The 14,466-nt window shown below is 54.9% G+C and carries 9 protein-coding genes; 7 read left to right on the forward strand and 2 right to left on the reverse strand.

All coding sequences use genetic code 11. The features are described from left to right. The first annotated feature begins 14 nt into the window (after positions 1–14). The 4 genes from D5398_RS15790 to sstT all read left to right on the forward strand — a co-directional run bounded on the left by D5398_RS15790 (position 15) and on the right by sstT (position 4,398). Positions 15–1,001 carry a Gfo/Idh/MocA family protein gene (locus tag D5398_RS15790; RefSeq protein ID WP_120508493.1) on the forward strand — a complete coding sequence of 329 codons (987 nt, stop codon included), beginning with the start codon at positions 15–17 and terminating at the stop codon, positions 999–1,001. Positions 1,002–1,039: 38 nt separating this feature from the next. Beyond that, the gene (locus D5398_RS15795; RefSeq protein ID WP_120508494.1) at positions 1,040–1,786 is read left to right on the forward strand and encodes a glutamine amidotransferase; all 747 of its coding nucleotides are present in this window, start codon (positions 1,040–1,042) and stop codon (positions 1,784–1,786) included. A 296-nt stretch (positions 1,787–2,082) separates the two neighbouring features. Next, on the forward strand, positions 2,083–3,051 hold the full coding sequence (locus tag D5398_RS15800) for a TerC family protein (RefSeq protein ID WP_120508566.1): 969 nt from the start codon (positions 2,083–2,085) through the stop codon (positions 3,049–3,051). A 135-nt stretch (positions 3,052–3,186) separates the two neighbouring features. Beyond that, positions 3,187–4,398, forward strand: coding sequence for a serine/threonine transporter SstT (gene sstT, locus D5398_RS15805; protein WP_120508495.1), 1,212 nt, complete (start codon positions 3,187–3,189; stop codon positions 4,396–4,398). A gap of 48 nt (positions 4,399–4,446) precedes the next feature. Here the strand turns inward: sstT and D5398_RS15810 are convergent, their stop codons facing one another. Then, positions 4,447–6,849, reverse strand: coding sequence for a beta-N-acetylhexosaminidase (locus D5398_RS15810; protein WP_120508496.1), 2,403 nt, complete (start codon positions 6,847–6,849; stop codon positions 4,447–4,449). A 133-nt stretch (positions 6,850–6,982) separates the two neighbouring features. Beyond that, positions 6,983–9,685, reverse strand: a complete 2,703-nt coding sequence (gene mgtA / locus D5398_RS15815; RefSeq protein ID WP_120508497.1) for a magnesium-translocating P-type ATPase — start codon at positions 9,683–9,685, stop codon at positions 6,983–6,985. A gap of 354 nt (positions 9,686–10,039) precedes the next feature. On the opposite strand from mgtA, the gene treR reads away from it, so the two are divergent. The 3 genes from treR to treC all read left to right on the forward strand — a co-directional run bounded on the left by treR (position 10,040) and on the right by treC (position 14,222). After that, positions 10,040–10,990 carry a trehalose operon repressor TreR gene (gene treR, locus D5398_RS15820; RefSeq protein ID WP_162940770.1) on the forward strand — a complete coding sequence of 317 codons (951 nt, stop codon included), beginning with the start codon at positions 10,040–10,042 and terminating at the stop codon, positions 10,988–10,990. Positions 10,991–11,140: 150 nt separating this feature from the next. Then, on the forward strand, positions 11,141–12,559 hold the full coding sequence (treB, locus tag D5398_RS15825) for a PTS trehalose transporter subunit IIBC (protein ID WP_120508499.1): 1,419 nt from the start codon (positions 11,141–11,143) through the stop codon (positions 12,557–12,559). Between the two features lie 22 nt (positions 12,560–12,581). Further along, entirely contained in the window at positions 12,582–14,222 is a 1,641-nt protein-coding gene (gene treC / locus D5398_RS15830) for an alpha,alpha-phosphotrehalase (RefSeq protein ID WP_120508500.1), read from the forward strand. Positions 14,223–14,466 lie beyond the last annotated feature (244 nt).

Below are 14,466 nucleotides of genomic sequence, written 5' to 3' on the forward strand. Positions count from 1 at the left end.
TATAGGGATTTCTCATGATTCGTTTTGGTGTTGTGGGTACTAACTGGATAACCCAGCGTTTTATTGATGCCGCACACGAAAGCGGAAAAATGAAACTGACCGCGATTTACTCCCGCACGCTGGAAGGCGCTAAAAAGCTGGGCGAGGATTATCCGGTTGAGCACTATTTTGATTCACTGGAAGAAATGGCCGCATCTGACCTGATTGATGCCGTCTATATTGCCAGTCCGAATTCATTACATTACCCGCAGTCCCTGCTGTTCCTTAGCCATAAAAAACACGTGATTAGCGAAAAACCGCTGACGTCCAATCTGCGTGAAGCCGAAAGCCTGATCGCCCGCGCGAAAGAAAATAATGTGGTGCTGTTCGAGGCGTTCAAAACCGCGTATTTGCCGAATTTCCTGCACATGAAAGGCGCGCTCAATCGCATTGGTAAACTGCGTAAAGCCATTCTGAATTACTGCCAGTATTCATCACGTTATCCGCGTTATCTGGCTGGAGAAAACCCGAATACCTTCAACCCGGCCTTCTCCAATGGCTCGATTATGGATATCGGTTATTACTGCCTGGCCAGCGCCATTTCGCTGTTTGGTGAACCGGAATCGGTAAAAGCCACCGCGACGTTACTGGAAAGCGGCGTCGACGGTCAGGGCACAGTGGTATTGACCTATGCAGATGATTTCGAAGTCGTTATCAACCATTCCAAAATCAGCGATTCGCATCTTCCGAGCGAAATTCAGGGCGAAGACGGCACCTTGCAGATGGAAAAACTGTCTGAATGCCAGACGCTCAGCCTGACGCCACGCGGCAGCCAGAAACTGGATCTGACGCAGCCTCAGCACATCAACACCATGCTGTATGAAGCAGAAACTTTTGCGATTCTGGTCGACAGCCAGTTTGTCGCGCATCCGGGGCTGGAAGTCTCACGCATCACCGCCAAAGTGCTGACGGAAATCCGTCGCCAGACCGGCGTGGTGTTCCCGGCAGACAGCCAGTCCTGATTATCCGTAAAAAATTATCCATCGTTCGGGAGTAACAGATGATTGCACCCAGCCAGAAGCCGCTGTTGATTTTACAGACCGGTCACGCGCCTGAGCCTATCCGCCGCGCGCATGATAACTTCCCGCAAATGTTTATCCGTCAGGGTGATATCGACGCGCAGCAGGTGGTCATTGTGGATTTGCAGGCGGGTGAACGCCCGCTGCCGCCGGAAAACTATTGCGGCGCGATCATTACCGGTTCGCGCAGCATGGTGACTGAACATCTGGCGTGGAGCGAAGAAGCGGCGGACTGGGTACGTCTGGGCATGTTGCAAGAATTACCGATGTTCGGTGCCTGTTATGGCCATCAGCTGATGGCATACGCACTCGGCGGCGAAGTGGATTACCATCCGCAAGGCATTGAAGTCGGCACGCACGAAGTGACGCTGACGCCTGCCGGGCATTTGGATCCGCTGGTGTCGCAACTTCCGGCACAGTTCGCGGCGAATCTGATCCATCTTCAAACCGTCATTACGCCACCCGCTACGGCAACAGTGCTGGCGAAAACACTGCATGACCCGCATCAGATCCTGCGATACGGACCGAATGCTGTCAGCACGCAGTTTCACCCTGAATTTAGTCTTGCGGTGATGAAAACGTATTTATCGTGGCTGGCCTCCATTGCCGAAGATGAACGCGTGGATTTTGCTCATCAGGCTCAGCAACTTAGTGAAACCCCGCTCAGTCAGGGGCTGCTGCTCTCCTTCGTCGCCGCACTCGGCAAGCGTCAGGCACTGGCGGGATAATGACCCATAATGTTTCTGAATGTTTGACATTCGACACATTTTGCATTAATTTGCGAGATGCAAAGGGGAGTAACTTCTTCGTCGGATAATCGTCATTACGGTGTCTGGACCCGCGCTTAGCGCCGTCTCAGCCACCCGGTTACCGGGGCAAAGATATGATTTCACAAGATGAAGACATATCTTTGTAAGTGAGACCTTGCCGGAAGGCGAGGTTTGCTCACAGCTCAAAAAATGAGCGGCTAACGTCTTCCGACGCTGGCCGTTTTTTTTTGATGTTTTTCGAGGATACCGCAATGATGAACTCCGTTGGCAACCCGATGTTATGGGGCTCTTTTGCCGTGGTAGTGATAATTATGCTCGCTTTCGACCTGCTGTTGCAGGGCCGCAAAGGCGCGCAAACCATGAGCATGAAAAGTGCTGCGATGTGGTCGCTGGTGTGGATAGGCCTGTCGCTGCTGTTTAACTTCGGCTTTTGGTGGTACCTCAACGGCGAGTTTGGCCGTGAAGTCGCCGATGCCAAGGCAACGATGTTCCTGACTGGCTATCTGCTGGAAAAAGCGCTGGCCGTGGATAACGTCTTCGTCTGGCTGATCCTGTTCAGCTACTTCTCTATTCCGGCTAACCTGCAACGCCGTGTGCTGGTCTATGGCGTGCTCGGTGCCATCGTCCTGCGTACCGGTATGATTTTCGCCGGCAGCTGGCTGGTGGGGCAATTCAGCTGGATCCTGTACGTGTTCGGCGCATTCCTGCTGTTCACCGGTATCAAAATGGCGCTGGCGAAAGAAGACGACGGCGAAGTGGGCGAAAAACCGATGATCCGCTGGCTGCGCAGTAAAATGCGTATGACCGACGATTTGCAGGGCGAGAAATTCTTCGTGCGCCGTAACGGGATCCTGTTTGCTACCCCGTTGCTGCTGGTGCTGATTATGGTGGAACTGAGCGACGTGATTTTCGCGGTCGACAGTATTCCGGCAATTTTCGCCGTGACCACCGACCCGTTCATCGTGCTGACGTCTAACCTGTTCGCAATCCTCGGCCTGCGCGCAATGTACTTCCTGCTGGCAGGCGTGGCGGAACGTTTCTCGATGCTGAAATACGGTCTGGCAGTGATTCTGATTTTCATCGGCATCAAAATGCTGCTGCTCGATGTGTTCCACATTCCGGTGGGGATTTCGCTGGGTGTGATCGCTTCTATCCTGATCATCACTCTGTTAATTAACACCTGGGTGAACCGCCGGGCTGATCTCGCAAAATCCCGAAAATAAGCGGGCATCGCTCGCAGATTAATACTTTCAAACGGACACTCATGAGTGTCCGTTATTTTTTGAGCTAAATTCTGCTAGTCTCCTGCGTTACCACTCAGGACAAGAGTGGCAATTACACATAAAAAAGGAAAAATAATGCAATCACAATCCTCGTCGTCATTTCTGAAACGCTTCCTCAGTGGCAGTCTGGTGATGCAAATTCTGGTCGGCCTCATCGCGGGTATCGCCCTCGCCGCCCTGGCGCCTGAAGCCGCTCAAACCGCGGGTCTTCTCGGCAGTTTGTTTGTGGGCGCGCTGAAAGCGGTTGCTCCGCTGCTGGTGTTAGTACTGGTTACCGCATCCATCGCCAATCATCCGAAAGGCCGTAAAACGTCGCTGGGCCCGATCCTGTTTCTGTATCTTTTCGGCACTTTTTCGGCAGCGCTGATTGCCGTGGTTGTCAGCTTTATCTTCCCTTCAACGCTGGTTCTGAAAATGGTTGACGTCGAAATCACGCCGCCGGGGGGGATCGCAGAAGTACTGAAAGGACTGATTATGAGCATCGTGTCCAATCCTTTCCGGGCGCTGATTGATGCCAACTACATCGGCATTCTGGCGTGGGCGATTGGTCTTGGGCTGGCCCTGCGTCAGGCGGCAGATACCACCAAAATGCTGGTCACCGATGTCTCTGTCGCCGTCACCAAAATTGTCCGTGTGGTTATCCGTTTCGCGCCGCTGGGGATTTTCGGCCTGGTGTCAGAAACGCTGGCGACCAGCGGTTTCAGCGCGCTTTACAATTATGCGCACCTGCTGGTCGTACTGATTGGCTGTATGTTATTGGTCGCACTGGTGTTCAACCCACTGATCGTGTTTTTCAAAACCCGCCGGAATCCTTATCCGCTGGTCTTCGCCTGCCTGCGTGAAAGCGGTGTCACCGCCTTCTTCACCCGCAGTTCGGCAGCTAACATTCCGGTCAATATGAATCTTTGCCGCAAACTGGGGCTGGATGAAGATACTTATTCCGTCTCGATTCCGCTGGGTGCCACCATCAATATGGCCGGAGCGGCGATCACCATCACGGTGTTGACTCTTGCGGCGGTCAATACACTTGGGATTGAAGTGGATATCCTGACGGCATTGCTGCTGAGTGTGATGGCGGCAATCTGTGCCTGCGGCGCTTCCGGCGTGGCAGGCGGTTCACTGTTGCTGATCCCGATGGCGTGCGGCCTGTTTGGTATTCCCAATGACATCGCCATGCAGGTGGTCGCGGTGGGCTTCATCATCGGTATTTTGCAGGATTCTGCCGAAACCGCGCTGAACTCATCCACTGACGTGCTGTTTACCGCCGCGGCCTGTCAGAAAGCCTGATCCACGAAACACCGGGCGCAAACTGCCGCCCGGTGTTTTCTCTCTCCGTTACTGCGTGGCTTTAAGACCGGCCAGTAATTGTTCCAGCGGATACACCACCGCGATCACCAGTTCATCCTGCACTTTTGCCGCGTCATCCAGTGTAGCCTGCGCCTGCTGGCGTTCCTGCGCTGTCAGGGTTTCACCTTTTTGCAGTTTCTCCAGCCATGCCAGCCCCTGTGAAGACAAATCACCTAACTGCTCCGCCACCGGCTGCAACGGTTTCAGCACGTAATTTTGCGCCAGTACGGGTTTCACCTGCTCTGCGCTGCGCTGCCAGCTTTCCAGTTGCTCACGCAAGGACTGCGCCGCCTGCGCATTTTTCGGATCCTGCACCAGCGTGTTCATCTGCGCAGCAAACTCACGCACCGCGTTGCTTTCTGCCGGTAGCGCATCGGCCAGACGGTTCAGCGGCTCGGACTGCGTATAATGTCCGGCCTGGAATTTGATGTGCTGACGGGTGTAATACTGCGCCGGTTCGAGCGCCGTCGAGAAGCTGAGCAGCGACGCGATATCCGTGCTGTTGGCCAGTCGCGTCATCAGCCGCGCCGTTTCCACATGCTGTTGCAGCCCGACAGAGACCACCGACCAGGCGTCGATTTTCGCCAGTCGCTGATACATATTGCCGGTGTCTTTCACGTCCTGCGCTGACCACAACCGCTCGGCAACCACAAAACCGCGCGGCCACAGTTTCAGATCCAAAATCTGCGACGTAATATTTTCCTGCCACAGCGCCGCTTCGCCACCGAGAATATTTTTCATGCCTTCTGCATCAGGCACCACCGGTGGCAGCCCGTCCGGAACCGCACTCAGCCTGGTGCCGGTGACCGGATAGCGGGCATTGCCAATAATGAAATAGCCGTCAGTTTTGCCGTCTTTCAGGCTCAGCACCGGGCGTGTATCGCCCATCCACGTATCGACCGCAAAACTCACGCGCCCGTCGTTGTGCCAGACAATATCACGCACCGCGCGCCGCGTTTTGCCGGTGAAATCGATAAATCCGCGCCAGCCGTCTTTGCTCTCAATCAGCGTAAAGCAGCCGTCTACGGGTTTGCCTTTCAGGCGCGGCATGTTGAATGACCAGCTCTGGGCTTGTTCGCCTTCGGCCACATTCTGATCCACACCCAGAGGCTGCGGCAGAATTTCGTTACGGTAGTGATAGGCCGCGCTGTGTGGCTGATCGAGGTAGAAACCGGTGGATAAAATACCCTGATAGCCCTTCTGCGCGCTGGCACCGAGAGAATCCGGCCCCTGCCAGGACTGGATCACAATGTCATGCGGCAGATCCGGATGGAAGATCTCGTCCCAACCGACCATTTTGCGCTGGTGCTTGTGCAGGATGGTTTGCAAACGGGTGTTGAAATAAGCCTGCAATGCGTGAGTATCAGCGATGCCCTTCTCTTTCATAAACGCCTGGACAGGTTTCGAGGTTTTCCACTGCGTAGCGTCCACTTCATCACCGCCGATATGCAGATAGGGATCGGGGAAGATCTGCGTCAGTTCGCCGACGATGGCATCAGCAAAGGCATACACTTTTTCATTGGTCGGATCGAGCGTCGGCTCGTGTACGCCCCAGGAGCGTTCCATTTTGTACGGCCCCGGCGCGCTGAGCAGTTCGGGATACGCGACCGCTATTGCCGACGCATGACCCGGCATATCGATTTCCGGCACCACGCGGATCCCGCGTTCCGTGGCATAAGCCACCACGTCTTTCATCTGCGCGACGGTATAAAACTGCCCGTCGCTGGCCAGTTCCTGCAATTTGGGATATTTCTGCGATTCGAAGCGCCAGCCCTGATCGTCGCTCAGATGCCAGTGAAGCACGTTGAGTTTCGCCGCCGCCATACCGTCGAGCTGGCGTTTGATATCAGTCACCGGCAGGAAATGACGGGCAGAATCAAGCAGCACGCCGCGCCAGGCAAAGCGCGGCTGATCGTGAATGCTGACCAGTGGAATAAAAGTATTTTCGCCATCGTTCTGCACCAGCTGCAACAGCGTTTCCATACCGCGCATTGCGCCAAAACGGGTGCTGGCGGTCAGCGTTGCGCCATTCGGCGTCACCTCCAGTTGATAACTTTCGTCGCTGTCCGGCATCGGCTGCGCATCGACTTTGTTCTGAATATTGAGGGTAATAGCCGCCTGACCGCTGACTGTTTCGGTGTTTTGCGCCAGCAGATACCAGCCGGTTTGCTGCGCCAGACGTTCGCGCCAGTGGTTAACTTCAGGCATCAGCGCATCGCCTTTGACCTGAATCTTTAACGCATCATTGAGAACAAATTTACCGGCAGGTGACGTGATATCCACCTGCTGCGGCCACGGCATCAGCGGCAAATTACCGGCCGGAGCGGCAAAAGCGGAAACACACAGCAGCAGGGATGAAGCCAGAAGGGTACGGCGCAAGGGCAATGACATCGGTGAAATTCCTCAGAGTAAAAAAGCGCGCCATCTTAGCCCGCTGAATCTAAAGGAATAACTATAGCTGCTGGATATAAAAAAGGCGGTGACTGAGTTAACAATCACCGCCTTTATGGTGAATGCGCCCCGATTACTGCCAGCCGTAACGACGCACGAACCAGCCTTTCACGCACTGAGTCAGCACCATATAGCCCGCCAGAATCGCAATCAGCCACGGGAAATAGCTCAGCGGCAGCGGCTGCAATTGCAGGAATCCGGCAACCGGCGAATAAATCAGGGCGATACCGGTGACAACCACCATCAGCGTCATAATGCACAGCGGCCAGGACGCACGGCTCTGGATGAACGGCACTTTGCGGGTGCGGATCATATGTACAATCAGCGTCTGCGACAGCAGCCCTTCGATGAACCAGCCGGACTGGAACAACGTCTGCGCTTCAACGGTATTGGCTTTAAAGACCCACCACATCAGGCTGAAGGTCAGAATGTCGAATACGGAGCTGATCGGCCCGAAGAACACCATAAAACGGCCGATATCCCCGGCGTTCCAGCGCTGTGGTTTTGCCAGCTGTTCTTCATCGACGTTATCAAACGGGATCGCCACCTGAGACACATCGTAAATCAGGTTCTGGATAAGCAGATGCAGCGGCAACATCGGCAGGAACGGCAGGAAGGCGCTGGCAACCAGCACGCTGAACACGTTCCCGAAGTTGGAGCTGGCGGTCATTTTGATGTATTTCAGCATGTTGGCGAAGGTTCTGCGCCCTTCTGTCACGCCCTGCTCCAGCACCATCAGACTTTTTTCCAGCAGAATAATGTCAGCCGCTTCTTTGGCGATATCCACCGCAGAATCCACGGAAATGCCAATATCTGCCGCGCGCAGCGCCGGTGCATCATTAATGCCGTCGCCCATGAAACCAACCACATGCCCTTCGCCACGCAGCACGCGCACGATGCGCTCTTTGTGCATTGGCGTGAGTTTGGCAAACACCGTGGTTTCGCGGGCGACGTGCAACAGCTGTACATCATCCAGCGCATCGATATCGCTGCCGATCAGCACCGTTTCCGCGTGTAATCCGACATCTTTGCAGACTTTACGCGCCACCAGCGGGTTATCACCGGTGAGGATTTTAACGGTGACGCCTTTACGTTGCAGCGCTTCCAGCGCCGGTGCGGTGCTCTCTTTTGGCGGATCGAGGAACGCGATATATCCGGCCAGAATCAGGCTGGATTCATCGGTCACACCGTAACCCTGCGTGCGCGAAGGCATCACTTTATGCGCCACGGCCACCACGCGCAGCCCCTGCTGATTCAGGTCATCTGTAATGCGGCGGATACGCCCGAGCAGCACATCGGTCAGCGGCACAATCTCACCGTTGAGCTGCACCAGCGTACAAATCGACAGCATTTCTTCCAGCGCGCCTTTGCAGATCAGGCGGTGGTTCTTGTCGTTTTCGGCCACCACTACGGACATACGGCGGCGGTCGAAATCAAACGGGATCTCGTCCACTTTCAGAGAGTTATGCGCCGGACCGGCATCGCCTGCTTCGAGCACGGCAACATCCAGCAGGTTTTTCAGGCCGGTCTGATAATGGCTGTTCAGCCACGCCAGATGCAGCACGTCATCACTGGTCACGCCGAGCACATCGGTGTGGCGCTCGAGCACGATTTTATCCTGCGTCAGCGTGCCGGTTTTATCGGTACAGAGAATATCCATCGCGCCGAAGTTCTGGATAGCGTCCAAACGTTTGACGATCACTTTCTGGCGGGAAAGTTTCACCGCGCCTTTTGCCAGCGTCGAGGTCACAATCATCGGCAGCATTTCAGGCGTCAGGCCCACGGCCACGGAAAGCGCAAACAGCGCCGCTTCCCACCAGTCGCCTTTGGTGTAGCCGTTGATCACCAGTACCACCGGCGTCATCACCATCATAAAGCGGATCAGCAGCCAGCTGACTTTGCTGATCCCGGCCTGGAACGCATTCGGTTGGGTATCTTCCTGCACCACGCGTTCAGCCAGCTGACCGAACCAGGTTTTGCTGCCGGTGGCGATCACCATCGCGATTGCCGTGCCGCTGACCACGTTGGTGCCCATAAAACACAGGGTATTCAGTTCGAGCGGATCAGCCGCAATCGGTTTTTTCTCGCAGGCATGTTTTTCTACCGGCAGGGATTCGCCGGTCAGCGCCGCCTGGCTGATAAAAAGATCCTTGGCGGAGAGAATGCGTAAATCTGCCGGGATCATATCCCCCGCAGAAAGCTTGATCAAATCGCCCGGCACCAGCTGGCTGATCGCGATTTCCACCGTTTCGCTGCGCCCGCTTTGCGCGTCACTGCGCAGCACGGTGGCGGTGTTGCTGACCATCGCTTTGAGCGCATCGGCGGCTTTATTGGAGCGCGCTTCCTGAATGAAGTGCATGAAAGTGGATATCAACACCATCGCACCAATCACCAGTGCCGCCGTGAGGTCATCGGTCGCGTAAGACACCAGACCCAGCACGGTCAGCAGCAGGTTGAACGGATTACGGTAGCAGTGCCACAAGTGCAGCCACCAAGGCGCTGGCTGCTGATCGTCGGTCTGATTGAGGCCGGAAACTTCGCGAATAGCGTCGGCTTCCTGCGTGGTCAGCCCTTCAGGATGGCTGGCAAATTGCAGGTAAAGCTGATCTTCTGTCGCACGGGCGCAAGCCTGACAATGCGCCGCCATCGCCGCAGGAATCGCCTGCGCGGCGCGGCCTGGCACATTTTCGAGCATCGGATCGCGACGAACTAAACGGCGCGGTAAGTTACGGCTGAGCGCAGTGAGCAGCCGGGAAGTGAAATTTTTGAACATCATTCGCACCTTATTGCGCCCACGGCAAAACTGCCGCAGACATGGCAAAAGGGTTGTAACAAAACAGGGGCGAACGAAGAGACGCGCACCACCGCTTACCTGATAACTTTTAACGTCACGGTAAGCAGCAGCAAAAAGCGGGTGCTTACCGGATCACAACGGACCTACAGAGTTGGGGTCGGGTTCCATGGGTTTTCACCTCCGGTAAGGAACGGTCTGGAAATTCATACGCATCGGGTATAAAAATCCGTTAGGGTAGAGCTGTAAACTACGCCTCAGGCGTATTTTTCGCGAATTATAGACCTGTTTACTGCAACCGAACTTAAACCTGATCAAACTTAATCATACAAAATAACTATGCAAAATCGCCTGACCATAAATGACATTGCGCGCCTGAGCGGCGTCGGAAAATCCACGGTTTCCCGCGTTTTGAATAACGAAGGCAATGTCAGCCCGCAAACCCGGGAACGCGTATTGCAGGTGATTGAGCAGCAACATTTCAGCCCGTCGAAATCGGCGCGGGCGATGCGCGGATTCAGCGATAAAATCGTGGCGATTATTGTTTCCCGTCTCGATTCTCCGTCGGAGAATCAGGCTGTACGCGCCATGCTGCCGCTGTTTTATCAGCAGGGTTACGATCCGATTGTGCTGGAAAGCCAATTCAGCGCCGAGCGGGTTAAAGAGCATTTGCAGGTGCTGAAACAGCGTAATATCGACGGCGTGGTGTTGTTTGGTTTTACCGGTTTATCGGCGCAGATGCTGACACCGTGGCAGGATAAACTGGTGATGCTGGCGCGAGATATACCAGGGCTGTCCTCTGTTTGCTATGACGATGCGGGCGCGGTGCATTTGCTGATGCAAAAACTCCTGGCACAGAATCTGCGTGAAATAGGTTTTATCGGCGTCTCTCCACAGGACACCACTACCGGCCAGCGGCGCAGCGAAGCCTATCAGGCATTCTGTCAGGAACAGGGACTGACAGCGCACATGGCGCTGGGCGAGCTTACCTATCAGAGCGGTTTCGAGCTGATCCCGCAATTACTGAAAAGCAACGTCCAGGCGGTGATTTGCGCCTCCGATACCATCGCCATTGGCGCACAAAAATACCTGCAACAGCAGCAAATTACCGGCGTGCAGGTGTGCGGTATCGGCAACAATCCCCTGTTACGCTTCCTCTTCCCGGAGTCTCTTTCGGTTGAGCTCGGCTACGGTGAAGGCGGTGAAGCGGCGGCTAAGCAGTTGCTGGCGCAACTCAACGATTCGGCTCCCCTGCAACAGCGCATTATTCCGGGAAAACTCTCCGCCTGATCTCCGCTGCTTATGCCCTCTGCTTTTCTGAAAAGCAGAAACTTTGTGATCGTCCCGGCAAAACCGGGAACGTTCCCGGACAAGTTCCCACCGCCTTCGCTATGCTTGAACCGTACCCTACACACTTACGCAAAATCACAGGCCTTCCCTATGAGCAAAGTTAAGCAACAGGATGTTGATCAGCTGATCGCCCTCGTTGGCGGCAGCGACAACATCGCCATGGTGACTCACTGCATTACGCGTCTTCGTTTTGTCCTCAATGATCCGTCCAAAGCCGACCCGAAAGGCCTCGAAGCCCTGCCGATGGTTAAAGGCTGTTTCACCAACGCCGGACAGTTTCAGGTGGTTATCGGGCCAGAGGTGGATGATTACTATAAAGTCCTGATCGCCAGCACCGGCAAGAGTGCTGCCGGTAAAGAGCAGGCGAAGGTTGCCGCACGCCAGAATATGAGCTGGTTCGAGCGCAGCATTTCTCACTTTGCGGAAATCTTCTTCCCGCTGTTACCGGCACTGATCAGCGGCGGTTTGATCCTCGGTTTCCGCAACGTTATCGGTGAAATCCCGATGAGCGGCGGCCAGACGCTGGCGCAGATGCATCCGCTGTGGCAGTCCATTTACGACTTCCTGTGGCTGCTCGGCGAAGCGGTGTTTATGTTCCTGCCGGTGGCGGTGTGCTGGTCAACGGTCAGAAAAATGGGCGGTACCGAAATCCTCGGGATCGTGCTCGGCATCACGCTGGTTTCTCCGCAACTGATGAACTCCTACAACCTCGGACAACAAATTCCTGAGGTATGGAATTTTGGCTGGTTCACCATCGAAAAAGTCGGTTATCAGGCGCAGGTTATACCTTCCGTTCTCGCCGGTATGGCGCTGGCGATGATAGAAAATGGCCTGAAACGTATCGTGCCTAATTACCTGTATCTGGTCATTGTCCCCGTCACTTCACTGATTATTGCCGTGTTCCTGGCGCACACACTGATCGGGCCGTTTGGCCGCATGATTGGCGACGGCGTGGCCTTCGCGGTGAAATTCGTCATGACCGGCAGCCTCGCGCCGGTGGGTGCCGCGCTGTTTGGTTTCCTCTACGCACCGCTGGTCATCACCGGCGTGCATCAGACGACGCTCGCCATCGATATGCAAATGGTGCAGAGCACCGGCGGCACCCCGGTCTGGCCGCTGATTGCCCTGTCCAACATTGCTCAGGCTGCCGCAGTCGTCGGCGTGATTATCGTCAGCCGTAAGCACAACGAGCGGGAGATTTCCGTGCCTGCGGCAATTTCCGCCTTCCTCGGCGTCACCGAACCGGCGATGTACGGGATCAACCTGAAATACCGCTTCCCGATGCTGTGCGCGATGACAGGCTCGGCGTTTGCCGGTCTGATTTGCGGTCTTTTCCACGTCACGGCTAACGGCATCGGCGTCGGCGGATTGCCGGGTATTTTGTCCATCAAACCGCAGTTCTGGAGTATTTACGCGCTGGCGATGCTGGTGGCGATTGTGGTGCCGATTACCCTGACCGTGCTGGTTTATCAGCGCAAAGCCCGCCGTGGTGAACTGGCTGTGGTGTAAGACATTCAAGAAGGAAAATGGAATGAGCAGCGAATTGCCGTGGTGGAAAAACGGCGTGATTTACCAGATTTATCCAAAGAGTTTTCAGGACACCACGGGCAGCGGCACCGGTGATATCAACGGCATCACGCAGCGTCTGGATTACCTGAAAACGCTGGGCGTCGATGCCCTGTGGCTGACGCCGATGTATCTGTCGCCACAGATTGATAACGGCTACGACGTGGCCGATTACTGTGCGATTGATCCGGCTTACGGCACGCTCGAAGACTTCGAGCGGCTGACCGCAGAAGCACATCAGCGCGGCATCCGCATTGTGATGGATATGGTGTTTAATCACACTTCGACGCACCATGAATGGTTCCGTCAGTCACAGGATCCGGGCAGTGCGTTCCGCCCGTTTTATATCTGGCGCGACAGCGCCACCGGAGGCGGACCGCCGAATAACTGGCGTTCTAAATTCGGGGGTGGCGCCTGGCAATGGCATGAAACCAGCGGCCAGTATTATCTGCATCTGTTCGCGACCGAACAGGCCGATCTCAACTGGGAATACCCGCCGGTGCGGGAAGCGCTGAAAAAAGTCTGTCAGTTCTGGGCAGATAAAGGTGTCGACGGGCTGCGGCTGGACGTCATTAATCTGGTATCAAAACAGCAGGATTTCCCTTCCGACGATGCCGGTGATGGCCGCCGTTTTTACACCGACGGCCCGCGCATTCACGAGTTTTTGCAGGAATTCAGCCGCGATGTTTTCAAACCGCTCGGACTGATGACCGTCGGCGAAATGTCTTCAACTAAACTGGAACATTGCCGCCGTTACGCTGCCAATGATGGCAGCGAACTGTCGATGACGTTTAACTTCCATCACCTGAAAGTCGATTATCCGGACGGCGAAAAATGGACAGACGCGCCGCCGGATTTCGTGCAACTCAAACAGATTTTCCGCGACTGGCAGCAGGGAATGCACGGTCACGCCTGGAACGCCCTGTTCTGGTGTAATCACGATCAGCCGCGCATTGTGTCGCGCTTTGGTGATGAAGGGGAACTGCGCACAACGTCAGCTAAAATGCTGGCGATGGTGCTGCACGGTTTACAGGGTACGCCGTATATCTATCAGGGCGAGGAAATCGGCATGACTAATCCGGGCTTCAAACATCTCGAGCAATACCGCGATGTGGAAAGCCTGAATATGTTTGCCGAGCTGAAATCCGATGGTCGCAGCAACGAAGAACTATTGCGTATTCTGGCAAAAAAATCACGCGATAACAGCCGCACACCGATGCAGTGGAACGCCGGGGAACAGGCCGGATTTACCACCGGCACGCCGTGGATTTCTGTCAGCCATAACGCGCAGGAAATTAATACTGAACAGGCGCTGGCGGATAAAAACTCGGTGTTTTATCTCTATCAGCAACTGATCGCGCTGCGCAAAACGCTGCCGGTGCTGACTGATGGTGATTATCAGGATTTACTGCCGGAACATCCGCAGCTCTGGGGCTATACGCGAACGGCGAAAGGCAAAACCCTGCGCGTGGTGGCAAATCTGAGCGCGCAGGATCAGGCTTTTTCGCATACGGAATTCTCCGGTAATACGCTGCTGAGCAATTACGACTCACCCGCCACTTCTGGCATCCTTCGTCCATATGAGTGCCTCTGGCAACTCACCTGATAATCTGAAATTTCTGTTCTGTCGGGTCAGTCACACTCGTCGCTGGCCCGATTATTTTTTATGCATCTCCTTATAAAACAACACGCAAAATTCAGGCCAGAATTTACATTTGGTCATCTATTCTTCCGCTGAAAATAATCTTTGTTTCAGGTCAATAAAGTGAGAATTAACGCTCGCGCAGATCCTACATCTAGTGTGTATAGTACACGCCCAACCCAACATGTAGCGGTTTAACGCAAAACCC

Source organism: Rahnella bruchi (assembly GCF_003614975.1).
Lineage (GTDB): Bacteria > Pseudomonadota > Gammaproteobacteria > Enterobacterales > Enterobacteriaceae > Rahnella > Rahnella bruchi.